Origin of the sequence: Paenibacillus xylanilyticus (assembly GCF_013359935.1) — a bacterium.
Taxonomy (GTDB): domain Bacteria; phylum Bacillota; class Bacilli; order Paenibacillales; family Paenibacillaceae; genus Paenibacillus; species Paenibacillus xylanilyticus.
The window spans coordinates 125,353-149,129 of sequence record NZ_JABMCB010000206.1 but is presented as its reverse complement, the minus strand read 5'-3'; the positions used below and the strand labels follow the sequence as shown (position 1 = coordinate 149,129).

Below are 23,777 nucleotides of genomic sequence, written 5' to 3'. Positions count from 1 at the left end.
CTACTGGTGCAAATCTTTCGGATATCACTTCATTTGTTCATCTTCATGGGGCAGCGTAACGGAATTGCAAATGTAAAGGTGTTGTCAGTTCCCTGAAATTTGGTACACTAAAGATTGTGTCACTGATTACATTACATACAGAAAGCGGGATCTCATGAATTTATACTCTCCTTACATCGAGTTTAACCGCAAGGAATGGGCTGAACTGAAGGAACATCAGACCACTCTTCCACTGACGGAAGCCGAATTGGAACAGCTAAAGGGATTGAATGAAGAGGTATCCATTCAGGAAGTAGAAGATATTTATTTACCTCTTACCCACTTTATTGACTTATATGCAAGAGTTTCGCGCGAATTGAATCGATTGACCGCTTCTTTTTTGAAAAAGGAACAATATCCCGCTCCCTACATCATCGGTATTGGGGGCAGTGTTGCCGTGGGCAAAAGCACAACCGCCCGTTTGCTACAGGCCATGCTTGCCAGAGGCAAAAACAAACCTAAGGTTGACCTCGTTACAACCGATGGTTTCCTATATCCCAATGCCATTCTGGAAGAGAAGGGCATCATGAACCGGAAGGGATTTCCCGAGAGTTACGATATCAAATCACTCATTCAGTTCATGGGCGATGTGAAATCGGGTAAACCGGAAGTAAAAGCGCCAGTGTATTCCCATCTCGCCTATGATGTCATTCAAGGGGAAGAGCAAACGATCTGCCAGCCCGACATACTCATTATTGAAGGCATTAACGTCCTGCAGGTGAAAAAGGAAACACCGCTGCTGGTCAGCGATTTTTTTGACTTTTCCATCTATATTGACGCGGAAGAGGAGCACATCCGTCATTGGTACATTGAGCGGTTCAAGCTGCTGCGCAGCACAGCGTTTCAAAATGCGAATTCCTTTTTCCATGACCGCTTTGCGAATATTGGTGAAGAGGAAGCAGTACTTACGGCCAGTCAGATCTGGCAGGATATTAACGCCAAAAATTTGCACGAGAACATTTTGCCAACCAAGGGGCGGGCCAGACTGATCTTAAGAAAAGAAGCCGACCACTCTATTCAGCATATACAACTGCGTAAACTGTAAGTGCTCTCAGCAAGGTATACTGAAGGTCAATCTACCCCTCTTCTAAAGGAGACAATAGCCTATGCAAACCTTAGTTGTACTCGGTAGTATCATGATGTTTCTCGCCGTAGCACTCGGAGCATTCGGTGCACACGCGCTCAAGCGCAAATTATCTGCTGACATGATCAAAATCTACGAAACCGGGGTTCAGTATCACATCGCTCACGGTCTCGGATTAATTCTGCTTGGACTGATTGCTGATCGCCTGGAACAGCCTTCGCTCATTATGGTAGCCGGATGGCTGCTGTTCGCAGGCATCCTCCTGTTCTCGGGCAGCCTCTATGCGCTAAGCATAACGGGAGTTCGCAAACTTGGTGCCATCACGCCGCTTGGCGGAGTCGCTTTTCTGGCCGGATGGATCATGGTGATGATCGCCGCATTGTAATAAAACCTTGAATTATAGAAGAAAAAGAGTGTTCTAGCCGATGTAAATGATCGCTGGAGCACTCTTTGTTGTTTAATTCGTCCAGATTCTGCGAATGGAAGGTGACTCATGATCTCCTTGCTGCCGTTCCAGCACATATACATCAGGATTTGTGAGCAGCTTCCACTCTTCGTAGCCAAAGGACATATCATAATGACGAAGGAGCAAGGATAACAAGTTGCCATGAGTTACTACAGCTGCACAATGCTCTGGACGGCTCCATAGCTCCTTCAACACTTCCATCCCGCGCGCAGCAGCGTAACGCGATGACTCTCCGCCTTCTTCGACCCAGTCCTCGTCCGTGTATGTACGTTCCAGTACTTCCATCCAGTTCTCCAGATGACGGGTACTAAGCACCCTTTCCTGAAGCCGCTCATCGGTATGTATATGCTGCACTGCTGTCCTACCGAGCGGCAGTGCCGTCTGGAGTGCCCTTTTCCACGGACTGGATACAATGTAGGATATGGAATGTACAGCAAGCATTTCGGCCAGATTCTTCGCCTGACGAAGTCCTTCATCTGTAAGTTCTGCATCGGGTTCCTGTCCTGTAGCCTTGGCGTGACGAATGAGGTAAATAGACTGCAGGGTTCTCACCTCCTAGGGATCCATTCACATGTAATTGGTGTCAAGGTACTCCAGTGCACGTCTCATGTTCTCCTGATCTTCCATACGACCTGATGAGCTGAGAAATGTCACCTGCTCCCTCGGTCTCATTCCAGTTTGCTCCGTCAATCCGAGCAGGTGTTTCAGGCGGTTGACTGTGCCTGTGCTGCCATCAATAATTTGCACGTGATCCGGCAGAACGGTACGTAAAATTGGTGTATAGAACGGATAATGCGTACAGCCAAGAACAACCGTCCCGTATGCATTCAGGTCAAGATCAGCCAGCTTCCGGCGAAAATACGCTGCACTCTTTTCCGGATCAAAATCCAGCTGCTCACACCGCTCCACAAGTTCAGGAAGCGGTATGGAATCCACACTGTGGTGGTCATCCACACGGGATACCAGTTCGTTATATTTGTTCTGACTCAAGGTCAGAGCCGTTGCAAATACAAGCACTCTTTTTCCGCTTTCACGGTTCATCTCTACTGCTGGCTTCACAGCAGGTTCCATCCCAATGACCGGAATATCATACATGGCACGCAAATCCTTCACAGCAAGACTTGTCGCCGTGTTGCACGCAATAACGATCGCTTTTACATTTTCCCGAACGATTGCTTCGACGCAGTCGAAGATGTGTCCTCTTACTTCATCTGCAGATTTGGTTCCATAGGGAACATGAAGTGTATCAGCATAATACAGGAATTGTTCTTGCGGCAGCTGCTGCATAGCCTTATGCAGGACCGTTAGACCGCCAATGCCCGAGTCAAAAAATGCAATTTTCTTATTCAAGGGTTTCACCTCTATAACGTATTCTTTTGGGTTCCAGGAACCTCTATTTCCTGCTCATGATGACTGGAGGTGAGGTATGTTTCTCGAGAATTGTTTTATTCTTCGTTTATTTTATACTGCCTGAGCCAGTCTTTGCCACTATGCCATTCGTTCACGAAATTCTGCTCCCCGAGCAGCTCCGTACTTGCCTGTGCCATAATCCATTCCTTGAGACCGTTCTCCGTACTGGATTCAAGTTCCTCTAACAGAACGCGCAGTCCTTCCTCACCCGTATTCAAGATTTGTTCATACGCATCCGGGCTGCCAGCAATATAGTCATTCGGATTACTGCTGGCCATAATAACAGGTTTACTAACCATCTGCTGCAGACTGCGTTCAATTGTCCCTGCTATATTTTGTTCTTCCGTCTGAGTGGAGCACGCAGCCATCATGAATACTGTACTCAGAGATACCATGCCGCGTACCAAACGATTACGAATCACTGTACCACTCCTTTCAACAAAGAGTTTAACGAAACAGGGACTTGCCGTCCATTTCCCAGTATCGTTCCTCCACAGGCACCCGATCCAGAAAATCTTCATAAGTTCCAATCCAGCCTTCAGGCATGTAATGTTCAAAGGACGCAGGCTCAGGGAACATGGAGCAAAACTGCCTTTTGTCAAAATCCACAAGGAATGACGGTACAAACTTCAACCATTCATCGCCTTCCCTGTGCTGTTCCCTGAATTGATGCAGGTAGTATCTCAGCTCTGTGGCGGTCACTTGCTCGTCCTGAATGGCCTGCAGGAATCGGGCAGCGGTGTCCTCATTCAGCACTTCAATGCCGAACCGTCCCTCCATCTCCACATTCAGAAACCAGTACTCCCGCTCGGTTACATACCAGCACCACGTTCCATGAAATTGGACTCCTGTAATGGTATTCTGCGCATAGACCGGTTCTGTTTTCATGATCAAGCCTCCTGTTCCTGCTCCAGAGCGAGAGCTGTGTCATTGTCCGAAAGTCCAAATGCATTCACCGCATTCGTGATAAATTCAGCAAAGCGATCATTATAATTATACTCTTCCCGATAAATACGGATATGGGCTTCAATGACATATTGCAGATCCTTTTGTACATACGTTCGAATCAACAGAATCCACCCTTTATGATGTAGTCGTGATGCTGAAATCCATGCCGAACTGAATTAACTCCAACTTGCGGGCTACCTGCTGTGAAGGGAGATTGTCCCAGGATGTACTGTAGAGAGGAATGCGACCGCTCTCTTGAACATGATACTGCCAGCATTTTACCGTCTCTACTGCATATCCATAGCCCCTGTATGCAGGCACAGTGTATAAACTCGCCTCAGCGCCCCGCTGTGAAACCCGGGCAGAGCAGCATACAGCAACGGCCGAATCTGCAATAACATAAGCGGCCACAGGCATTTTCACACCCAAATTATCCATTAATTCCGGGAAATGCTCTGATAGCAGGAAATGGTTATTATAATCAATGAACTGTACATTCAAGTTCCATTCGTCATACTTCTCCCGAAAAGTATATGCAGGACCCATCCATATTTCCTTCACGGGCTTAAACGTCTCAACCCTCCGCATCAACTTCGGAATATCAATCGGCAGCTTCACGTCATGACCCATCTGATGAACCAGTTCCAGCGGCAACTGCTCATGGTAATAAGGAAGAGGGCCTGCAGACGACACGCCAATAAACAGGGCCGGAGCATGACCACCTTCCGGTTCGTTAATGCCTGTCAGACGCTGCTGTGTGTTCATCGTATATAGGGTTTGTGCCTGTATTTCCATCAGTTCCGACGGTGCGATGTTTGATATTGGACACATGCTCGGGCTGCACCCCCTCATTAATTTCCATTATACGGGATATTTCATGCAGATACGAATGTAAAATGCACAATTGCGAATGGAGCATGTACCGATCTTTTTTTATCCACCATTCACGAACAACAACTCATAGCCCCTGCTTCATCGCCAGCTTCCAGGCTTCACCTAGATCTGCTACGGATGCATAGCGACGGACCCGATCAGGATCAACTGCCCGAACAGCAACCTCATACAACGCTCTTTCAGCATCCCACCTGGCATACGAGCGGTCCTTCTCCCCTCCAAGCAGCGAAAATGCCATCGCCCCCATATTAAATACGTTGGTTATTCCGTCAATAGGTGCGCCAAGCTCAAACTCCTCCGGAGACATAAAGCGGGATGAGCCCCACATGCGTCCAATGGTGTTGGTAAAAGAGCCCTTATTATACAGATCGATATCACATACCTTGATCTTGTTTTGCTCAAAATCATAGATCAGGCTGCCATCGTAAAAATCAACAGCCACATACCCTTTCCGTTCCACCTCCATGTGAAAATCCAGAATCTGCTCCATCGCCTGAATCCGTGCCTTTACAGGAAGCTGTTTGAAACGATAGTACGGTGAACGCGGATCTTCATATTTGGCAGGTGGCGGAAAACTCCAATGCGGATGCAGACCCTCTCCATCCACCCAATCAAATACACAGGCATAACCCTGGTCTGTTGCAAAATGATTCGTTAATCGAATCAGGGTATCATGCGCCAAATTTTCATAGATTGAAACAGATGATTTCAGATTACGAATCGCTTCCGGAGGACTATTTGTACTACTCGCATGAATGGTGCTTGCTCCTGCATATTTTACAAACAGCCTGTGTCCATCCTGTTGCACAATGCCAAAAGACAGATTCCCTGAATCCTGCTGATCAAACACACGAAATACATTACCGAAAGGCCGCAGCCATTCGAAAGAATGAGGCTCTAATAAAACGAAGGAAACACCGTCCATTTCGAGCTGAAATTGATCTGTCATATAGACCTCCTGAGGGGATAAACGTACGTCATGTGGGCTTCATCATAACCTTGTCCCTCAACTTCGAGGGCGTGTTTCTCGATCCCATACGTTTCAAATCCATATTTTTCGTATAGACGTCTGGCTGATTCATTTGTTGTAACAACGCTCAGATTAATTTGCTTGATGCCCTCCAGTTCACTTCCACGATCCAACACTTCACGGAGCAACCGGGAAGCAAGCCCATTCCCCCGAAATTGCGGAGCGAGATACACTCCCCAGATGAACCCTTTGTGTCTGAGTTTAAGACCATATTCTCTTTTGAACCCCATCGTTCCAACGAGCATTCCTTCTTCTGTAAACGCTCCAAGGATGTAATCATCGGGTTCGTTATGTATGCGATCCTGCACTTCATTCATGGGAAGCGGAACGGACGCCTCATACGATGATCCAAAGGCCTCCGGATGATTTTTCAGAGCCTCCAGGCGCAAAGGCCAGTACTTGTCCGCCTCATCCCGCCGAATATTGCGAATAGTAAACATGTCCTGTTTCCGCTCTTCACTCATTGCTCCACCACTCCCTGCATGACATATGGATAATCGATCTGAAGCTTCACATTCTCTGCCGCTTCCTGCCCGGCAAGCAATCCGAGCACATAAATTCCGAGATCAATCGACGTGGCTACGCCTCCGGCTGTGATTACATTCCCGTCTTTTACAATCCGGGTCTGAACAACTTCCGCGACGTAAGGCTGAAGCAGATCATACACATTGGGATGTGTCGTTGCTTTTTTACCAGTAAGAAAACCCGCTGCACCCAGCAGCAATGAGCCTGTGCACACCGATACCTTCAACGGCACCTTCTCCGCCTGTCGTAACCATCCCACGAAAGCCTCATCAAACCGAAGCTTGCGCGTACCCATGCCACCAGGCACAAACACAAGATCGTACTCCCCCAAGTCCGGTTTCACTCGGTCCACCTTGAGCGTTAATCCGGATTCATCCGTGACCTGATCTGTCATCGCACAGGTTTCCCATGTGCTGCCCTTGGTTGGTTCAAAGAAATTCAGCCGATTGATCACATCATAAAATCCTGCAAAATCAAGAAAAGTCAGGCCATCAAACAAAACAAAAGCCATTTTCATCGAAAAGACCTCCCGTATTTTTATTTCGACGCGTCGCGTTCCATCGCTTCCTTGACCCAGTCACGTTCAGGCAGCTTACTATTGATTCGAAAAAGCAGTCCCACAACAGCTAAAAGCAATATGATAACGATGATTTCGAACATGACCAAGTACCTCCTGCGTTGAATTCCTGACTGCCCTATTTCAGACCACGGGCAATAATCCACTCCAGCCACTTCCAGGGAAGCAGCGTTTTGCCAAAGATGAGCAGACGTGAACCTTTACCCAGAGCATAGCGAAGCCGTGGTGAACGCATCCGGGCAATTCGGACAATCAAGTCGGCCACCTCCTGCGGATCGGGCGCAGTCTGACCCGCATGCCTGGAATACCGGAGAACCGCATCCAGTTTATCTTTATACGGAGAGTCATCACTTCGGTGAATTTCACCCAGTCCTTTGTCCCAAATGGGGGTGCGATAAGCTCCCGGCTCAACCAAAACAACCCGTATCCCAAACGACGTCATTTCATGGCGAAGGCTTTCCGTGAAACCTTCCACGGCAAATTTGGAAGCCGCGTAAGGCGCATAGCCCGGAAAACCGGATAACCCGCTAACGCTGGAGAGATTGATGATGAGTCCCTGCTGCTGTTTACGCATGACAGGAATAACGGCACGTGTCATCCCAATGAGACCGAAGAGATTTGTCTCCATTTGCCGCCGCCAATCATCCATCGATACTTCCTCAATAAAACCACCAACCGCAAACCCTGCATTGTTGACCAGCATGTCGATCCGGCCATATATCTGAAGAACAGTCGCGACAGCCGCTTGTATTGAATCCGAATCCGTCACATCCAGACGCATATAGTGCAATCGATCCGCAACACCTGCTTGTTCCGCCAGGTTAACCAACTCTCCGTTCCGGCTCAAATCTCGCATGGTTGCGGCAACCCGGTATCCCTGCTTCGCAAGTGAAATGGCAGTAAGCATGCCGAACCCACTCGAAGTACCCGTAATTAATGTTACGGGTGCAGTCTCCACCTTAGTCTTCTGTACCAGCTCCCTCTCCACCTTCCTCTGCTGAATGTATTCATCTCACCTTGAGCATACCGGCTCCACCATATTGTCCATATCTGAGAATTGCAATCCTCCATCGACAAGCGCAGCTTCTGCAGCCCTTGCGCCTATGAACGAAGACGTCTCTTCGCCAGAAGCATAATGACGCACACCTACCAGTAGCTTTGGTGACCCAGCCAGAGGGCACATTCAAGCGGAGATCCACTCCTCGTCTGACACTTTCCGCTCAGTCAGATATTTGCCGGTTCCAACAATTCTCACTCTTCTCAGTTGCATTTCCCCAACCTTTTTCTGTTCCATCGGACTGAATTAAATGACTCATACACTGCACCTGAGATGGCGAAACGTCAGCGAAAATTCTTTGGAACATACAGCAGAAGGGCAGATGCATCTGCCCTTCTGGATGAACCTTTTTATTCAACTGTTGTTTAGTGATCTGTCTATTTCAAAATCTCATGTAGTGCGGTGTAGAGCGTATCGTAGATAAACGTAAAACCTTCCTGCTCAAGCCTCTCGGGAATGACCCATCGGCTTTTGAGCACCAGCTCCGTTTCCGTCCGAATCAATCGAGCTCCCAGTTCCAGCATCCAGCGAGGGGATGGCAGTCCGATACCAACACCCATCTGTCGTCTCAGACCCTCCATCAGTTGACGATTCGTAACGGGATGCGGAGACGAAGCATTAAATATTCCCTCAAGGTCTGGATGCTGTTGAAAATAGAGTACCATGCGAAACAGATCTTCGATATGAATCCAGCTAAATTGCTGTGATCCGGACCCCTGTGATCCTCCCAAGCCAAAACGAACCAGATTCGTAAGCGGCTCCATGACACCGCCCTTGCCGAGCACAATCGCAATTCGCAGGGCAATCTGACGGGTAGACGGCAGCGGACTGAATTCGAAGAAAGCCTGTTCCCACGCCTTGGCAACGTCGACCGAGAAACCGGAGCCGATCTCTCCCTCTTTTTCCGTCATGGGGCGGTCTTCTGCATGTCTGTATATCGTGGCTGTGCTCGAATTAATCCATAGCTCAGGCGGATGGTCACAAGCAAGGACAGATTCGCCAAGAATACGGGTTGTCCGGGTTCTGGATTCCAGAATAATCCTGCGATTCTCGTCCGTGTAACGGCAGTTTACGGATTTACCCGCAAGGTTAATCAACATTTCTGCACCTTCAAGCGCTTGTCTGATTCCCTCTCGATCCTCCCAGGCAATATGACCTGACTGACGTGAGATAATGAGTACTTCATATCCAAGGTTCTTGAATCTTTGCGCAAAATCCTGACCAACAAATCCCGTACCTCCAGCCAAAACAACCCTCTTCACGGTATCCCCTCATTTCCATAAGCGATAAGACAAACCCTTATATATGGATAAACACGGTTTCTACACGTTTCGTTCGATATTATCTGACACCCATGGCTGCATATAAGCGATCTCGCTCCTGAATAGCCCAAGCATTCGAGGAGTTCTGCTCTAGTTGATATCGCAGTTCATCATAGAAGTCATGAATCATAAACCCCTCAGGGAGTGCTCCAAGCATGGTCGTGAAATCATACTCCGGCAGGGCTCTGCGTCCTTCACCAACCTGCTTCAGCCAATCCATCCATGAGGCAAGATCAAGCACTCCTTCCTGCCACAGTTCTGCTTGTAATCCCAGAGTATCCTGAAGCTGCTCATACGCAGAGGGATTGGACAATTGTCGGCAAGCCTTAACAGCCAGTTCATACAGCTCGATGACAGCCGGCCGTATTTCATGCTTAAGCTCCATTTCCAAACCTTCGGTAAAATCCTCAACCTGAATGCTTAGTCCGTCATCATATAGTAACGGTGCGTGTGCGAGCAGGCGTACAATCTCTTCCAAATCGTTCGTTGAAATCTTCTTTTGCTCATAGAGAGCGGGTAATGGAAATGCTGTAATCATCGTTCACTCCTACATCATTCTTCTATTCGTAACCTATATTATATCATGATTTGGCTGGTTACCCTTGAATTCACTTGAAGAACGACAAAAAGCAGTTAAGCCTGAATACATTCTGCTCAACTGCTTTTTGCATGTTCTGTACTGCAGGAACCTTGTAAAACGTTTAATAGAGAATAGAAAAAATGAACTCTACATAAAAGCCTTGACCACCGCAAAATATTCACGGATCATATTGATCGGTTTCAGGTAACCCGGTGACGGAGCGGATATGCCATATTCGGCAGCGTATCCATTCTTGGCAGCCAGATACTTCGACCGGAACATATGGTAGTCACTGGTGACAATCATAATCTCAGGATGCTCCAGCCCTGATTTGTCTATTATCTTTTTGGAAAAAGCCATATTCTCCTGTGTACTGGTTGATTGGTCTTCCATGATGACCTGGGCTGGCTTGATGCCTTGATCCACAAGATAGTTTTTCATCGCGAGAGCTTCAGGAATCGACTCCCCCGGTCCCTGCCCTCCGGACACAATCACTGGCGTTTGCGGATGGTTACGGATGTAATCCAGGCTCGCATCCAGCCTCTGCTTTAAGGTCAACGACAGCTCTGTACCTTTGATGCCTGATCCCAGAATGATGACATAATCTGCTTCTTCCGGATCATTCGCATTCAACTGTGTAAATACCAATGCTTCGATGATGACAAAGGAAACGGCCGCTATCCCGAATCCCGTTAACAAAATGCGCTTAAGTACCACATGTTTCTGATAATCAATCCGTCGAAGCACGATAAAGGCCACCGTGAGCAAGCCAAAAAATATCACCGCGAACCTCTGGCCCCAGAATATCAGAAAAATGATAAAACAGACGAGCAGAGCAAGATCAATAATCAGGCCTTTTTCTCGTAGGAACTTTTTCATAAATCCAGCAACACTCCTTCTTGTACCTGCACCGCATTTCACTAAACCTGATCTCAGGCTGTTTTATACCAAATAAACAACATAAGAAAACTCATGCTTTAACGATGGTAAGCTTCGGCCATTGGTCCTGCCAACGTTTCTGCTCTACACGCTGGTTGTACCCCTTCGCATCCGTGTACAACGGACTTCGGCGAACGGTTAACGCGTACAGATCATCCAACCCATACGGGGCACAGATGCCAATTTGGTCCTTCTCATCCAGCTGCACGCCTATTGCTGTTACAATCTCGGGCCAGTACCGAAGGGCGTCTTCTGTGGATTGATAGGGTCCTGTGCCATTGCGCAGATGCATTCTGGCCTGATTTTTTACAGACCACTTGGGATTACCCGTTTCGTCTCGCAGCTGATTTTCCAGCCGCACATCCCGCACCTCATCCATGTCTTCGGCATCAAAGTAAACGACATCAATATCACTATGCAGCTCGCGCTGGGCATATCCATGAAGAACGTCCCATATATAATTGCGAATATACCCTGCACCTATATAACACTGAGGCAGTGCAAGGCTCCGGACTTGCCGCAAGTCATGCATCAACCGCTCATGTGCTCTTATTGACTGGATTAATTTCGCCTCGTGTAGCACTTGAACCCTCTCCTTACTGCATGCTCTCTTCAGCCGACTCTACTTACTCTACCTTTTTGAACACGTCTGACTCCAATATATCATGTTTATGTACCTGCGATAAAATGAACAAATCCCCTCAGTCCATACCTTGAAGAGCATCTGGACAGATGTTCCTTGAGGTTCGGTTAATCTGAGGGGATTAAATAAATTACAAATAAATTACTTTGAATCATCATCAAGAAGCTTAAGTTGTCCGTCTTTCTCCTGGATGGGGAAAATAACCGGGCGTTCATTGGGGTGATCGTTTGGTGCATGGATGGTCAGACACAACTGTCCTTCGAACGTACGAAATAACATGCCATGCCCTCCGTTTTTGGTGAATAGTGGTGAGTCATCCTGCTTCCATGGACCTTGCGGTTTTCCCGATATCGAGCGGGCAAGACCCAGGGTATAGCCATCTTGTCCCGTTGTGGACCACATCATGACCAGTTCATTATTTTGCATCCGATACAGAAAGGGACCATCCGTGACATAGCGGTTATGCTGTTCTCCGCTTCCGATGGACCATGAAGCTTCCGAAGCTCGGAATAGCAAAACGGGCTGACCAATCGGACCTTTTAAATCGGGCGTCAGACGAACTGCATACATCTCGCCATCCTCGACCTGTACCCACTCTTTGCAAAAGATCATCCAGGGATCACCATGATCATCCACATACAGTGTGCCGTCCAGGCATTCCCAATCCGGGGGAGTCAGAGAGCGGCTCCACAATGTGAACGGACCTTCCGGCTGATCAGCCACCAGCACTCCGGTTACCCTTGGGATACCCTCCGCCTTGAAACTGGCAAACATATAATAGCGCCCTTCCCATTCATACACTTCCGGCGCCCAATAGTGATGATCTGACCAAAAGTCCGCAGGCGGACGGAAACACGGAATAGGGCCATGCCAATGAACCAAATCTTCGCTCTCATAGGCATCGAAGCCAATCGCTGGGCCACTCCACACATTTTGTCCGATGGAGCCGTACAAATAGTATTTCTTCCGGGATGGCAGAGCCAGTATGTAGGGGTCACGAAAATGGATATCTTCCAAACGGTGCATGTTCAATGATTCATCCTCCTTGTGAAAGCGGTTCAATATTCACGAGTATACACCATATCTCCAGAATCTGGAATTCCATTCATCCCCACATGCCAATAAGCAGGATGCCACCAAATATAACGATTGAACAGAGGATGCGCTTCTTCCCCTGCTGTTCTTTCAATAGCAGAATGCCGAGAAACGCTGCAAATACCGTTCCCACCTCACGCAAAGGGCCCAGTCTCGCCATCGGTGCCTGCTGCAGCGCAAACAGGAATAACAGGTACGAACCCGGGTTTAACAGCGCTCCAAGCAGGATGGTGGATCGATTCACTTTCCATTCCTGACGCAATTGACGGGAAGCGAGCAGCGCTGGAGTCAGTCCGGCGACAAAGCCAATGTTCGTCACCTCAAGCAGCGACAAAGGCGAGATATGCTCTAGATTCAATTTGTCTACGAATACATAACTGGTTGTACATAGCCCCACACATAGTGCCATCAAGACCGGCTTCGATCCCTGTGCCTGTGTGCCTGTCTTAGCCCCCCTGCTTCCTACACCGCTGAGTACCATAAATCCACCAAGCATGCAGGCAATGCCGATCCACCCGAACGAAGATAATGTCTCCCCGAGAAAAATTACCCCGATCAAAGGCACCAGCAAAGTGCTCGTTCCCCGCATAATCGGATAAATCTGCGACAAGTCACCGAGTTCATAGGTGTGAGACAACAGCCAGGAATACAAAGCCTGCAAAGCCATCGACAGAACCAGCAGTGCATAAGCTGACATGGATAAGGGCACACGCACCAACTCCACAATAAGGACAGGCAGCAATATCACCGTAGGGATCATCATAATGGACCACAAAAACACACTCTTATTCAAACTTCGTTTGGTGAACATGCTCCAGACCGCATGGGCCATGCCGGATGCAAGCACCAGAAATATCGGTAAAATCATCATTTAAAATTCCTCTCTAAACCGATGCCCTTCCAACTTACTTCGCCGCAGCGCTCTCCGGGTGATGTTCTGGCTGTTCCATGACAACCGATCCGTCTTCCAAACGAAGCCAGGTGTCGAAACTGCGCTGTCCTAACTGCAATTGAATGACTCTTCCTCCGCGCAGCATGCCTTCTCTTCCATAGGTGTTATGCCCACTCGAACGCCCGTAACAGAGACGAATGCCGTGGAGTTCCCCCTGAAAATCATTTACGTGATCATGCCCGCAAAAGGTACCCATTACATCTCCCATCTCCAGCAGCGCCGAGAACAGACCGGAGTTAACCTGCGCAGAACAGACGGGTTCATGCTTGCTGCCGTAACAAGTCTGTGTGTCCCACATGACCTGATATTCCGGAATCGGGATATGGAAAAACGCCAGAGCTGGAAGCTTCTCCCCGCGGCTGCGGCCGGGATTCACGCGTGTGGATTCAGACATCAGCCATTGGATCTGATTGGGCTGAATCCAGCCATAACCGGGTACCGTCGGGACCTCCGAATAGCTCCCCGAATCGAGAAAGTACAATACCGCTGCCGGGCTGCCGTCCACTCCTGCAATCTCCAGTGTGTAATTGCCCAAACCTGCAATCCCGCTTGGACCCGGTTCTGTCACCGTATGGGCATGTTTCTGGACAACCTCCATCAGACCAGCTGGAGTAATCCGATTTTCCGTATCATGGTTGCCATATACAAACGCCCAAGGAATACCACATTCCTCCACAACCGATACGGCTTCACGAAAGGCCTGTTCAGGGTGTTCACATGCCTTCTTCCCAGGATCGACAGGGCCTGTATAAATGACATCTCCCGTAAATACCACCAGATCCGGCTGCTCCGCTTCGATCACCGTTTTCATTAATTGACGGGTGCGGATGTCTTCTGGCCGACCATCTTTCCAGTGCAAATCCGTGAACTGAACGATTTTGAAGGTTTCATTTGCTTGAAATGCTAACTGTCGTTTCACCTTGCATCCCCCTATAAGTGCGTTATGTACATATACCACAGATATGTGGTATCTTGTGGTTTTATGTTGTTTGTTTGATCCGATCTTATCTCCCCCTCTTCATCCTGTCAATACATGATTTGGACCATCCGTGTAGCTAGCAGTATGAAAATTGACGTAGAATAAGAAGAGAACTAGACAGAAAACTGGGAGGCATAACTCATGTCGTTAACCTATGAAGAACGCAGACAGACCATTCTTGCTCAACTGGCGACTCAGGGCAAGGTTCAGGTTCAAGCACTTGCTGAACTTTTCCAGGTATCCACGGAAACCATCCGGCGGGATCTGGATCGGCTTGAAAAGGAAGGAGAATTGCGCAAAGTATATGGGGGTGCGGTTCGTGTGCGCTCGGGAATGATTGAAGCCCCCTTCCAGAAGCGTTCGTTACTGCAACTGAACGAAAAACAGCGCATCGGTGCTGCGGCAGCCTCACTCATTGAAGATGGGGAAACAGTAATGCTCGACAATGGGACAACCACGCTGGAGATCATGCGACAGCTGCGAAGTCGGTCACAGGTCACCGTTATTACCAACTCTGTGCCCATTCTTGCCTGTGCGTTGGAGGACTTTGCAGGTAAAATCATTTTTGCCGGAGGCGAAATCAATAACGCGGTACAAGCCTCGACCGGACCTGTAGCTCATGAATTGTTGAATCAGTTCAAAGTCAACAAAGCCTTCATCTCTGCCGGAGGTATATCGTTAACGGACGGCATCACGGATTATATGCTGGAGGAAGCCCTGATCTCCCGCAAGATGATGGAATGTGCAGAGGAATCTGTCCTTGTAGCCGATCATACCAAGTTTGGACGCTCTACCTTTGCGAAGATCGCTCCCATGGACCAGATTTCCATGGTGATAACGGACTCGGGTTGTCCCTCAGAATGGGTGAACGCTCTCCATCAAATGGAAATCGAGATGGTGCACAGCATTTGACAACTGGATCCGATTGTTATATTTTGGGTGGTATAATGATCGTTCTATCTGATGCATAAAGGGAGAGAATTGCGGATATGAGCAGCAAGAAGGAAATGCTGTTAAACGTGGCGGAGGACTTATTCTATCACCATGGATTTCACTCTATCGGCTTGAAGCGGATCATCACGGATGCCGAGATTGCCATTATGACGTTGTATAATCACTTTGATTCCAAGGATGATCTGATCGTCGAAGTGCTTCTTCGGCGAGAGCAGCGATATCTGGAACAACTGAGACAGTATGCAGATAACAAGGCACAGCCCTTGTTTCAGAATCTAGCCGAAGGGCATGCACGCTGGCTGATGGACCACGAATCCCGAGGATGCATGTTTCTGCGTGCCAAGGAAGAATTTGGCGCCGATCCCGATCACGTAATCGTCCAGACTGTCAATGCGCACAAAAAACATGTGATGACCCTGATAAAAAAATTGGATTCGTCCATTACGGATCAGGACTTAATCCGCTTCTCCCTGCTCTTGGAGGGCTCCACCGCGCTCGCTGAGACTCAAGATGTAAAAATCGTCTGCCAGGAGCTTCTGGGAATGACACGTGACAGTTTCAAGTAGTCCCACAACGGGTGAGTTATAGTTCAACTCACTTTTTTTATTTCAGCAGAAATATAATGATCGTTCTATCTAAAAAGGCGGTGGATATGTTGAAAAAAATTGTTTTTCCTGGGATTGCACTTATTTCGGTATGTTATGCGTTTGGAAGATTCAGTTATGGCCTGTTTATGCCCGAAATTTCAGAATCCCTGCAGCTGGATGATACCCAGTCCGGTGCAATCAATTCTGCTACTTATATTGCCTATTGTCTTTCTTTACTCGCAGCACCTTTGTTTATTAATCGTATCGGTCACTACCACGTTATTCATATGGCGGGAATCAGCGCGATACTCGGTTTACTTGGCATTGCCCTTTCTCCGAATGCTCTGGTCCTGACCATAGCCATATTTCTGGCAGGACTAAGTACAGGACTGGCTTCTCCTGCCTTGGGCAACACCGTCCATGCTGAACTTCCGCCTGAGCAGCAGGCCAGAGGCAACAGCTGGATTAACACGGGGACAAGCTTTGGCATTATCGTTTCCGGTCCGATCTACTTATTGTTTAGTGAATACTGGCGCTGGTCGTACATTTTTTTCGCTGTTCTCGGTGTTTTGGTTTTGTTTTGGAACAGACGTGTTCTTTCGACACGCAAAACCGAACCTTGCACCAAATCCCTCTGGGCATGCATGAAACCAACCAGACCCGGTATGGCTCTGCTTATGGCTTCCCTCTTGACAGGCTTCAGCTCTGCGATCTATTGGACGTTCGCGCGAAGCTTTCTGACCGACGAAAAAGGGGCCTCCGATATGGAAGCCGTAGTGTTCTGGATTGTGATGGGGATTATGGGTATCTTGGGTGGATGCGCCGGTCGAATCATTGAACGCATTCGTATTGGACGTTCCTATCATGTGGGCATCCTGCTGCTAGCCATTTCACTCGGTGTGATTATTCTGCCTTCCATGACTGCCAGCCTGAGCTCTGCCGTCATGTTCGGGAGCACCTATATTTTTCTGACCAGCGTGTTTATCGTGTGGGCGACCAGACTATTTCGTCCGAATACGTCAATCGGAATCAGCCTTGCCTTTCTTGCACTGGGTGCGGGACAGTTCTTCGGCTCGTCCATTGCAGGGTATACCATTGATCTGTTCTCCAACACAACAGCATTTCTGGCCTTCGCTGTTCTTGGACTGTTCGGATTGCTGATTCGGGTTAAGGTAGCAGATTGACGACTACGCAAGCTATATGGTCAATACATTCGCTGCACATCGGAAACCGATGTGTCCAGTGGATGTATCCGGCGTGTTGGGGATTCTTGCTGCCACTCGATAACGATTGCAGTAGGAACGGTGGCATAGGTAGGAACCCCCTTTTAACACCTTGCGAACTTCATGGGAAGGGGCCGCAATGTCAGCCATTATTGATTTCTCGTGATCTGTGACGTAGTTGTCTGCACACCATTCCCACACGTTGCCCGACATGTTATACAACCCGTATGCATTAGGTGGAAAAGATCTGGATGGAGCCGTGCCCGCATAACCATCCGCTGCATTGTTCTTTGTTGGGAAAACGCCCTGCCAGATGTTGCAGTAGTGCTGGCCTTCAGGCCGTAAGGTATCACCCCAGGGGTATTTTTTCTGAATCAAGCCGCCCCGGGCTGCATATTCCCACTCGGCTTCTGTTGGCAGTCGTTTACCAGCCCAATGACAATAGGCGTTAGCATCGTTCCAGGAGATATGAATAACCGGATGGTCAGCCCTGTCACGGATATGAGTGTCCGGACCTTCGGGGTGCGCCCAGTCTGCACCTTCGACAACCCACCACCAGGGCGTGTGCTGCACCACCGTTTGAACCTGTGCCGCCGTTTGCGAAGAAACAAACAAGTGAAAAACAAAGGACCAGCCGAATTGCTCTGCTTCAGTTCGATACCCTGTCTCTCGTATAAACTGTTCGAACTCGGCATTGGTGACCGTGCAGGCGTCCAGATAAAAGGAGTCTACCTGGATTTCCCTCACAGGGCCTTCCCCATCGGCCGCAAAGGCTTCGGGGTCATTTGTGCCCATCAGGAAACGCCCGCCTGTGATTAGAAGGCGCTCCGTATCCTTCTTACCAGCATCATCCGTATTACCATGATGTGCCTTTCCCCCGGCCTCATTGACATGAAGGATGTCCGAATGCGGTGATGTGTAAGTGGCTGGCGTATTAAGTTCACTGGAAACTGCAATCTCTGGTGCATCCTGTGAGGTGATCTTCTCCTCCAACCGACCTCCTCGGCTTGCAGCGCAGCAGCAAGAAGATTTTATTTGAGGAATCTCTTCAGGCATTTGACGCATCTCCTTCCGCAGGTTTATGACTCCGTATCCCTATTGTACACGGTTGGACGAATATTCGGATAAGGAGATGTCGATATTCCGTCACCCAGATCATAATCCGTCAACAGGGATTGCATATACCCTTTTACAGCCAGGCCATTGCGATATGCCGGGTTATGCGGCAGCGTGTAGATGCGAACATCCGACGGTATCGTTGTCGTGTATAGACGCAGTTCTTTGAAATCACTCGTTTCATAGAGAATTTCCTCTCTCCAATCCCCCAGCAGATCGCCATAGAGTACTGGGGCATTTCTGGAATTTATGCGAACATCATCGGCTGTAAACAAACGTGTGGTCGTGTTCTGCTCCCAATCCCATTTTTCTACAAAGTCCTTATCCAGCAGCTCGCCGAGCACATCACCATCCCACCAAATTCTAAAATTGGTCGAAGGCTGAACCGAACTGATCTCTTCTCCGTCCACATTGTAGATATTGCCTGAGCTGGACGGGGTTTAGAACAACGATCGCTCTCACTTCTCTAACGGTTTGGTTCCTCCACGATCGTAGAAAAAAGGGCCCTTCGCCCAGCTAACCGCCAGGTGCATCAGCAGCTCCGTCTTCAGCTGCTCCCTGATGGTTGCATGCTGCTGATCTTCATATAGATTCGTCCATTCATACGGATCAACGGTCAGATGATACAATTCGCCTTTCGTTTCATGCACTCTGGATGCAGACTCCGCTACGGAACCTTCAATGTACAGAATGAGCTTCCACTCCGTTGTCCGCCACATATAAGCTGGCGCTGAATGAGGAGCCGTAACACCTTTGCCATGAAATTCGCAAAAGGTTCCGCGGTGCCTGAGATTGCCCAGCAAATCCACCCCCGGTAGCATCGGGTTCGCTGCAAGTCCTGCTGCACGTGTTAGCGTCGGTACCAGATCCACTAATTCCGCTGGCTGCAGATCAATCGTTCCTCGCTTGTCCGGCGGGATATGGGAACCAGCCAGTATGAAAGGCACCCTTACACTGCTGTCATACAGATTATATTTGGTGAAGCGATACTGCCGTTCCCCCAGCATCTCGCCATGATCCGATACAAATACAACCAGCGCATGGTCCAGCCTTCCCTGTTCCTCCAACTTCTCAAGAGCCTGTCCAAAATAATGGTCCAGCCAGGAGCAATTCGCCCAGTACCTCAGTGTTGTTCTCCGTCGCTCCTCCGGACTGCGCTGCTCCCATACTCTCTTCTTGTCCAGGTAAGACTCACGGCTGTTCACATTCAGATCATCCGAAGCGGCCAGATGCGTGTGAGTTTCATCCTCCCATGGCGGCTGGGGAATGTCCGGGATATCCTCCAGCTTGTAGAGTTCTTCAAACTCCCGAGGTACGTTGAATCCGGCATGCGGCTTCAGGAAGGACAGATAAAAAAACAACGGTCGTTCCGGGTCTATCCCATCATCCAAAAACTGAAGTGCCTGCTCGGCTACCCAGCCGTCCCGATGCTGATTCATGGGAATCTGACTCGTAAGACCCGTGTAGCCGTTGACGTTTTCCTCCCCGCCGCCAAAGTCCTTCGTCTCCTGATGATACGCTTCAAGCGCTTCAGGATGAGTGTCCCCCATCATCGTTGCACCCTGCTCATAATGACCGCTCTGACGGGAGAGACCGATCGACCTCACCTCAAACCCGCGCGTGGACGGCTCGTCTACACCTTCGCTATGATTCCAATGCGTTTTCCCAAATCCGGCTGTCTGATACCCCGCACGCTTCATCAATGCCGGCAATGGCTCGGATGGCAATTTGTCTTCCTCAAACAAACCGCCGTAATTCGTGCGAACCCCAAGCTGTGAGGGATAATATCCCATCATCATGGAACTCCGGCTTGGTGCACACATGGGGGATTGGCATACAGCTTCACGGAATGTGATTCCCTCGGAAGCCAGCCGATCCAGGTTCGGCGTATGAATATGTTCGTTAAATGTTCCAATACAGTCCCATCGCTGTTGATCCGTCATGAGAAAAATAATGTTCGGTTTGTCCTGTGACACAATGCATTCCACTCTCCCTTGATCGGAAAATTAGACGGAGCAGTTGCCCCGAGTATGCCCGCTCTGCTTACGAACGTCCTCCCGGTAACGACTGGGCGTTGTTCCCTCGCTTTTTTTGAACAAACGGTTAAAATAACTGGGCTGATAGCCGACCTGCTCCGCAATTTCATTAATCTTGACGTCAGTGGATTCAAGCAGCATCTTTGCCCGATTGAGTCTCACCTCTGTCAAATAATCCACAAAATTTTGCCCGAATGCCTGCTTGAACGCCCGGCTTAACGTGTAGGAGTGAATCCCGAGAAGGTCTGCCAGTTCATCCAGCGATAACGCTTCAGCATACTGCTGGTCGGCATGCTCCTTGATCTGATGAACTGCCATCTGTATCTGCTTCTCCTCCTTGCCCGTGAATTCCTCTACACATACGTGCACGATTCGTTCCCTGAACCATAGGAACAACTCCTCCAGCTCATACAGCTGCATAACCTCTTCATATACCGCCAAACCGAACAGTTTAACCGGGTCTTCGCCTAACTGCAAAAGCGTATGTTGGATCCGGGCGAGCAGTTGAAACAGAGCCTGCCTGGCATGATCTTCTGCTGACTCAGAACGGGCGTAGCTGCCAATGAACAATCGGAAATGCTCCATGGCTGCTTCCTGATCGCCGTTTCGTAATGCCGAGAGGATGTCCTGTTCCAATTCAAGCGGATAAACCCCCTGTTCCTTCACATGCTCTTCTGCCTCTTCACTCATATCGATAATGGCTGGACCTGAAGAAAATTGCTTTTGCCTCAAAACAGATCTTGACTCTCTGACCAGCTGTGGAATATGCGAGGCATCCGATGTGGGCTTGCTGATAACGATCATCATGCGCACATCCAATTCGGACTGCAATGTCTCCAACCAATGCTGCCCCATTCCCATTAATTCCTCGCGGAATGCAAGAGTCTCTGGCTGGGCCTCTGGAGGAACGGCGAGCAGCAGAGCGATCGACATGTCGTGATAATTGAGCGTTTCTGCTCGGTAAGCAAATTCCTCCAGCTGTGTTTTCAAAATATCAGCTGCAGCCAGGCTGATCCATTCCTGTGATTCACTCCGATTTGGGTAGCCACTCCCATGAAGGACAGCAGCACCCGGCCGAATCTGGGCCAGCATGATTATGAACTGCTCATCATGCAGAGCCCATCCCAGCTGTGACAAACGTTCCCTCCATTCACGATCAGAGGGTAACAACAGATGACCTAATGTCAGCTGGAGCAGCAGGCTTTCCCTCGCGAGCGGGAGATGTTCCTCCAAGCGCTGCTGCAAGGATGCCCGTTCCCGATTCACACCAATCCAGTGCTGTTCAATATGCTTAATTTCATCAAGTTGCAGGGACGGGCTTTGAGGCAGCGCAGAAGCTGCCGTTCCTCTTTGCCATGAAGGCTGAACAGGTTTTACAGCCTCTGCAGATTCTCCGGTTGCGGTAAACATTCGCAGCAATTTCGTGAACGGTTTGTAGAGCTGAAGCGAACCGATCCATGACAGGAGTAAAGCCAGTAATAGTCCACATCCGTTTACGAGCAGAACGATTCGGGGTACCGACACAATCGGAGCTACAATTTCGTTTAACGGAGCGGCGGACACATAGGTCCAATCTGTACCCAATCTGCGAAAAGTACCTGATTGCACCGAATAGGTTATGCCCTCGTGTTCCATCAGGAAGGAAGCAGGTTTCTCTTCAAGATTGAGCACATGATCACGGACTGCATTCTGTAATCCACCCAGCTCTTGGTCCTGTGGAAGCATGGGCTTTCCCTGCTCATCCAGCAAAAATGTCGTCCCGCCTTCATACGGAGACAAGGTCTGCATCATAATGCCAAGCTGCTTGTTATCCAGCGTAATGGTTAATGCCCCCAGAGCATCGTCACTTCCACCCGGAAGTCGATTCACCATCATCATGGACACGCCATCCATGGAACGAGACCAATAGGTGGCCCGCGGCTGTTCCGTTAACTTGTTATACTTCTCAATTTCATTAGGGTCATCCATAAAATCATAGCGCTCTGAATCCATCTTCACTTCTCTTGGTCCTTCAAGATACAGTTGAACCTTGCCAATGAGTGTATTGGAATTCTGAATCATCAGCAGCAAACGGTAGAGCTCATGAACCTGCTTATACTTGTATACAAAATCGAGTTCTTTCAGGCGATTATCGAAAACCGGATCGAAAGCCCACTGGGAGAAAGTCAGTTCAAGCGCATCCAATTGTCCGCCGACCCATGCGGTGCGTTGTTCAAACTGTCGCAGATGGATTTGCTGCAGAATATTTTCCATTTTGACGGTAACCCATCCATACAGCAGTACCCCTGTAATGACTCCCGGAATGCAGGCGATCAACAGAATCATCATCAGGCTGCGCCTGAAATAACGCCCTTTGGGCATGGGGTCTCCTGTGCGCTTGAATAACATCTGTCTGTACCTCCTTCCCGGGAATACCGGCCTGAATGCAGATTTATCCTTTGACCGAGCCGATCATGGCTCCTTTGGCAAAGTGCTTTTGTACAAAAGGGTATACCACCAGCACAGGCAAAATGGCTACAATGATAGCTGCCATCTTCAACATTTCTGTCGGAGGTGTCTCCACCTGCTGTCCAGGTGCAACCAGGTCAATGTTCGACGCGTTCAGCAGCATGTTTTGCAGCAGCACCTGGATGGGCCACTTCGCAGAATCGTTCAGATATAACAGTGCCGCGAAAAATTGGTTCCAGTACCCCACCGCGAAAAACAAACCAAATGCAGCAAGCGCCGGCATCGACAAAGGCAGCACAATGGTGTACCAGGTTCGGATTGCACTGCAACCGTCAATGGAAGCCGCCTCGCTGATCTCCGCAGGCAGGCTGTCGAAGAAATTTTTCATGAGCAGCACCGTCCAGCCATTGGCGAGCGCAGGCAGAATCAATGCCCAGATGTTATTAATCAGCCCCAGTTCCCGGACCAGCAGGTAATTCGGAATAATTCCCGGACTGAACAAAATGGTCAGTACAATCAGGAACATCAGTACTTTTCTGAAATAAAACCTCTTCTGGGAAAGGGCATAGGCCAGGGAAGAGGATACAGCCAGGCTGCACACTGTACCTACGGTTGCCAGAAAGGCACTGTTTCCCAGTGAGCGTGCAAAGGCAGGCGTGGACAACAAATAGGTATATGCTTCGACAGACCATTGTTCCGGGAAAAGTACGATTTTCTTTTGCAAATATTCTCCGGGATCCGTGAACGAAACAACAAAAACATAATAAAGCGGAAAAAACATGACCACTGCCAGCAGCCCAAGCACGACAGCATTCAGGGACTGACCGATCCTCTCACTCCATTTCAAGCGATACATTCCTAATCCTCCTCCCT

General features: G+C 49.0%; 29 protein-coding genes. 5 read left to right on the top strand and 24 right to left on the bottom strand.

Annotated elements, in window-relative coordinates; translation table 11 throughout:
- Window positions 1-154 precede the first annotated feature (154 nt).
- Together coaA and HP552_RS32540 are read left to right on the top strand one after the other, a co-directional pair.
- Window positions 155-1,084 (top strand): type I pantothenate kinase, encoded by a 930-nt coding sequence (coaA, locus tag HP552_RS32545; RefSeq protein ID WP_175399472.1) that lies wholly within the window; start codon window positions 155-157, stop codon window positions 1,082-1,084.
- Between the two features lie 61 nt (window positions 1,085-1,145).
- Complete coding sequence (locus HP552_RS32540) at window positions 1,146-1,508, top strand: DUF423 domain-containing protein (RefSeq protein ID WP_175399471.1); 363 nt, start codon at window positions 1,146-1,148, stop codon at window positions 1,506-1,508.
- Between the two features lie 72 nt (window positions 1,509-1,580).
- On the opposite strand, the gene HP552_RS32535 is transcribed toward HP552_RS32540, so the two are convergent.
- The 19 genes from HP552_RS32535 to HP552_RS32450 all read right to left on the bottom strand — a co-directional run bounded on the left by HP552_RS32535 (window position 1,581) and on the right by HP552_RS32450 (window position 14,480).
- Window positions 1,581-2,141: a histidine phosphatase family protein gene (locus HP552_RS32535; protein WP_312884388.1), complete on the bottom strand. Its 561-nt coding sequence runs from the start codon at window positions 2,139-2,141 to the stop codon at window positions 1,581-1,583.
- Between the two features lie 15 nt (window positions 2,142-2,156).
- The gene (gene murI, locus HP552_RS32530) at window positions 2,157-2,939 is read right to left on the bottom strand and encodes a glutamate racemase (RefSeq protein WP_175399470.1); all 783 of its coding nucleotides are present in this window, start codon (window positions 2,937-2,939) and stop codon (window positions 2,157-2,159) included.
- A gap of 95 nt (window positions 2,940-3,034) precedes the next feature.
- A complete protein-coding gene (locus HP552_RS32525) occupies window positions 3,035-3,421 on the bottom strand; it encodes a hypothetical protein (RefSeq protein ID WP_175399469.1) in 387 nt (128 codons plus the stop codon).
- 25 nt (window positions 3,422-3,446) lie between these two features.
- Window positions 3,447-3,887, bottom strand: a complete 441-nt coding sequence (locus HP552_RS32520) for a hypothetical protein (RefSeq protein WP_175399468.1) — start codon at window positions 3,885-3,887, stop codon at window positions 3,447-3,449.
- Window positions 3,888-3,889: 2 nt separating this feature from the next.
- Complete coding sequence (locus HP552_RS32515; protein ID WP_175399467.1) at window positions 3,890-4,069, bottom strand: hypothetical protein; 180 nt, start codon at window positions 4,067-4,069, stop codon at window positions 3,890-3,892.
- A gap of 13 nt (window positions 4,070-4,082) precedes the next feature.
- Window positions 4,083-4,778, bottom strand: a complete 696-nt coding sequence (locus tag HP552_RS32510) for a GNAT family N-acetyltransferase (RefSeq protein ID WP_175399466.1) — start codon at window positions 4,776-4,778, stop codon at window positions 4,083-4,085.
- Window positions 4,779-4,905: 127 nt separating this feature from the next.
- Window positions 4,906-5,790 (bottom strand): serine/threonine-protein kinase, encoded by an 885-nt coding sequence (locus HP552_RS32505; protein ID WP_175399465.1) that lies wholly within the window; start codon window positions 5,788-5,790, stop codon window positions 4,906-4,908.
- Window positions 5,787-6,335, bottom strand: a complete 549-nt coding sequence (locus tag HP552_RS32500) for a GNAT family N-acetyltransferase (protein WP_246311161.1) — start codon at window positions 6,333-6,335, stop codon at window positions 5,787-5,789. Before HP552_RS32500 ends, HP552_RS32505 begins: the two co-directional genes overlap by 4 nt.
- Window positions 6,332-6,913 carry a DJ-1/PfpI family protein gene (locus HP552_RS32495; RefSeq protein WP_175399464.1) on the bottom strand — a complete coding sequence of 194 codons (582 nt, stop codon included), beginning with the start codon at window positions 6,911-6,913 and terminating at the stop codon, window positions 6,332-6,334. The genes HP552_RS32500 and HP552_RS32495 overlap by 4 nt, the downstream gene beginning before the upstream one ends.
- A 20-nt stretch (window positions 6,914-6,933) precedes the next feature.
- On the bottom strand, window positions 6,934-7,056 hold the full coding sequence (locus tag HP552_RS35500; protein WP_281366175.1) for a hypothetical protein: 123 nt from the start codon (window positions 7,054-7,056) through the stop codon (window positions 6,934-6,936).
- A gap of 35 nt (window positions 7,057-7,091) precedes the next feature.
- Complete coding sequence (locus HP552_RS32490; RefSeq protein ID WP_312884387.1) at window positions 7,092-7,961, bottom strand: SDR family oxidoreductase; 870 nt, start codon at window positions 7,959-7,961, stop codon at window positions 7,092-7,094.
- A gap of 24 nt (window positions 7,962-7,985) precedes the next feature.
- The gene (locus tag HP552_RS32485; protein WP_175399463.1) at window positions 7,986-8,156 is read right to left on the bottom strand and encodes a hypothetical protein; all 171 of its coding nucleotides are present in this window, start codon (window positions 8,154-8,156) and stop codon (window positions 7,986-7,988) included.
- Between the two features lie 251 nt (window positions 8,157-8,407).
- Window positions 8,408-9,292: a TIGR01777 family oxidoreductase gene (locus tag HP552_RS32480; protein WP_175399462.1), complete on the bottom strand. Its 885-nt coding sequence runs from the start codon at window positions 9,290-9,292 to the stop codon at window positions 8,408-8,410.
- 79 nt (window positions 9,293-9,371) lie between these two features.
- On the bottom strand, window positions 9,372-9,890 hold the full coding sequence (locus HP552_RS32475) for a hypothetical protein (protein WP_175399461.1): 519 nt from the start codon (window positions 9,888-9,890) through the stop codon (window positions 9,372-9,374).
- 189 nt (window positions 9,891-10,079) lie between these two features.
- Window positions 10,080-10,811, bottom strand: a complete 732-nt coding sequence (locus HP552_RS32470; RefSeq protein ID WP_175399460.1) for a YdcF family protein — start codon at window positions 10,809-10,811, stop codon at window positions 10,080-10,082.
- A gap of 91 nt (window positions 10,812-10,902) precedes the next feature.
- Window positions 10,903-11,454 (bottom strand): nucleotidyltransferase family protein, encoded by a 552-nt coding sequence (locus tag HP552_RS32465; RefSeq protein ID WP_312884386.1) that lies wholly within the window; start codon window positions 11,452-11,454, stop codon window positions 10,903-10,905.
- A 201-nt stretch (window positions 11,455-11,655) separates the two neighbouring features.
- Window positions 11,656-12,540, bottom strand: a complete 885-nt coding sequence (locus HP552_RS32460; RefSeq protein WP_175399844.1) for a glycoside hydrolase family 43 protein — start codon at window positions 12,538-12,540, stop codon at window positions 11,656-11,658.
- Between the two features lie 79 nt (window positions 12,541-12,619).
- A complete protein-coding gene (locus tag HP552_RS32455) occupies window positions 12,620-13,480 on the bottom strand; it encodes a DMT family transporter (protein WP_175399459.1) in 861 nt (286 codons plus the stop codon).
- Window positions 13,481-13,514: 34 nt separating this feature from the next.
- Complete coding sequence (locus HP552_RS32450) at window positions 13,515-14,480, bottom strand: metallophosphoesterase family protein (RefSeq protein ID WP_175399458.1); 966 nt, start codon at window positions 14,478-14,480, stop codon at window positions 13,515-13,517.
- 201 nt (window positions 14,481-14,681) lie between these two features.
- Here HP552_RS32450 and HP552_RS32445 point away from each other — a divergent pair, with 201 nt between their 5' ends.
- From HP552_RS32445 to HP552_RS32435, 3 genes are all read left to right on the top strand, one after another.
- Complete coding sequence (locus HP552_RS32445) at window positions 14,682-15,452, top strand: DeoR/GlpR family DNA-binding transcription regulator (RefSeq protein ID WP_175399457.1); 771 nt, start codon at window positions 14,682-14,684, stop codon at window positions 15,450-15,452.
- Window positions 15,453-15,529: 77 nt separating this feature from the next.
- Window positions 15,530-16,060: a TetR/AcrR family transcriptional regulator gene (locus HP552_RS32440; RefSeq protein ID WP_175399456.1), complete on the top strand. Its 531-nt coding sequence runs from the start codon at window positions 15,530-15,532 to the stop codon at window positions 16,058-16,060.
- A gap of 86 nt (window positions 16,061-16,146) precedes the next feature.
- The gene (locus HP552_RS32435) at window positions 16,147-17,265 is read left to right on the top strand and encodes an MFS transporter (RefSeq protein ID WP_246311160.1); all 1,119 of its coding nucleotides are present in this window, start codon (window positions 16,147-16,149) and stop codon (window positions 17,263-17,265) included.
- 12 nt (window positions 17,266-17,277) lie between these two features.
- Here HP552_RS32435 and HP552_RS32430 read toward each other — a convergent pair whose 3' ends face one another.
- The 5 genes from HP552_RS32430 to HP552_RS32410 are packed head-to-tail and all read right to left on the bottom strand — an operon-like array spanning window position 17,278 to window position 23,760.
- On the bottom strand, window positions 17,278-18,360 hold the full coding sequence (locus HP552_RS32430) for a formylglycine-generating enzyme family protein (protein ID WP_175399455.1): 1,083 nt from the start codon (window positions 18,358-18,360) through the stop codon (window positions 17,278-17,280).
- Window positions 18,361-18,383: 23 nt separating this feature from the next.
- On the bottom strand, window positions 18,384-18,839 hold the full coding sequence (locus tag HP552_RS32425) for a rhamnogalacturonan lyase family protein (RefSeq protein ID WP_376769006.1): 456 nt from the start codon (window positions 18,837-18,839) through the stop codon (window positions 18,384-18,386).
- Window positions 18,840-18,878: 39 nt separating this feature from the next.
- Window positions 18,879-20,396: a sulfatase family protein gene (locus HP552_RS32420; RefSeq protein WP_175399453.1), complete on the bottom strand. Its 1,518-nt coding sequence runs from the start codon at window positions 20,394-20,396 to the stop codon at window positions 18,879-18,881.
- Window positions 20,397-20,426: 30 nt separating this feature from the next.
- Window positions 20,427-22,844 (bottom strand): helix-turn-helix domain-containing protein, encoded by a 2,418-nt coding sequence (locus tag HP552_RS32415; RefSeq protein ID WP_175399452.1) that lies wholly within the window; start codon window positions 22,842-22,844, stop codon window positions 20,427-20,429.
- 43 nt (window positions 22,845-22,887) lie between these two features.
- The gene (locus HP552_RS32410) at window positions 22,888-23,760 is read right to left on the bottom strand and encodes a carbohydrate ABC transporter permease (RefSeq protein ID WP_175399451.1); all 873 of its coding nucleotides are present in this window, start codon (window positions 23,758-23,760) and stop codon (window positions 22,888-22,890) included.
- Between the last annotated feature and the right edge of the window lie 17 nt (window positions 23,761-23,777).

Bases quoted from the DNA above. Each gene is read 5' to 3' on its own strand.
- HP552_RS32520 (WP_175399468.1), bottom strand. From the start codon at position 3,887: ATGAAAACAGAACCGGTCTATGCGCAGAATACCATTACAGGAGTCCAA.
- HP552_RS32460 (WP_175399844.1), bottom strand. From the start codon at position 12,540: ATGCACCGTTTGGAAGATATCCATTTTCGTGACCCCTACATACTGGCT.
- HP552_RS32505 (WP_175399465.1), bottom strand. From the start codon at position 5,790: ATGACAGATCAATTTCAGCTCGAAATGGACGGTGTTTCCTTCGTTTTA.
- HP552_RS32415 (WP_175399452.1), bottom strand. From the start codon at position 22,844: ATGTTATTCAAGCGCACAGGAGACCCCATGCCCAAAGGGCGTTATTTC.
- HP552_RS32430 (WP_175399455.1), bottom strand. From the start codon at position 18,360: ATGCCTGAAGAGATTCCTCAAATAAAATCTTCTTGCTGCTGCGCTGCA.
- HP552_RS32470 (WP_175399460.1), bottom strand. From the start codon at position 10,811: ATGAAAAAGTTCCTACGAGAAAAAGGCCTGATTATTGATCTTGCTCTG.
- HP552_RS32500 (WP_246311161.1), bottom strand. From the start codon at position 6,335: ATGAGTGAAGAGCGGAAACAGGACATGTTTACTATTCGCAATATTCGG.
- HP552_RS32435 (WP_246311160.1), top strand. From the start codon at position 16,147: ATGTTGAAAAAAATTGTTTTTCCTGGGATTGCACTTATTTCGGTATGT.
- HP552_RS32455 (WP_175399459.1), bottom strand. From the start codon at position 13,480: ATGATGATTTTACCGATATTTCTGGTGCTTGCATCCGGCATGGCCCAT.
- HP552_RS32495 (WP_175399464.1), bottom strand. From the start codon at position 6,913: ATGAAAATGGCTTTTGTTTTGTTTGATGGCCTGACTTTTCTTGATTTT.
- HP552_RS32540 (WP_175399471.1), top strand. From the start codon at position 1,146: ATGCAAACCTTAGTTGTACTCGGTAGTATCATGATGTTTCTCGCCGTA.
- HP552_RS35500 (WP_281366175.1), bottom strand. From the start codon at position 7,056: ATGTTCGAAATCATCGTTATCATATTGCTTTTAGCTGTTGTGGGACTG.
- HP552_RS32475 (WP_175399461.1), bottom strand. From the start codon at position 9,890: ATGATTACAGCATTTCCATTACCCGCTCTCTATGAGCAAAAGAAGATT.
- HP552_RS32440 (WP_175399456.1), top strand. From the start codon at position 15,530: ATGAGCAGCAAGAAGGAAATGCTGTTAAACGTGGCGGAGGACTTATTC.
- coaA (WP_175399472.1), top strand. From the start codon at position 155: ATGAATTTATACTCTCCTTACATCGAGTTTAACCGCAAGGAATGGGCT.
- HP552_RS32485 (WP_175399463.1), bottom strand. From the start codon at position 8,156: ATGTGCCCTCTGGCTGGGTCACCAAAGCTACTGGTAGGTGTGCGTCAT.
- HP552_RS32510 (WP_175399466.1), bottom strand. From the start codon at position 4,778: ATGTGTCCAATATCAAACATCGCACCGTCGGAACTGATGGAAATACAG.
- HP552_RS32410 (WP_175399451.1), bottom strand. From the start codon at position 23,760: ATGTATCGCTTGAAATGGAGTGAGAGGATCGGTCAGTCCCTGAATGCT.
- HP552_RS32445 (WP_175399457.1), top strand. From the start codon at position 14,682: ATGTCGTTAACCTATGAAGAACGCAGACAGACCATTCTTGCTCAACTG.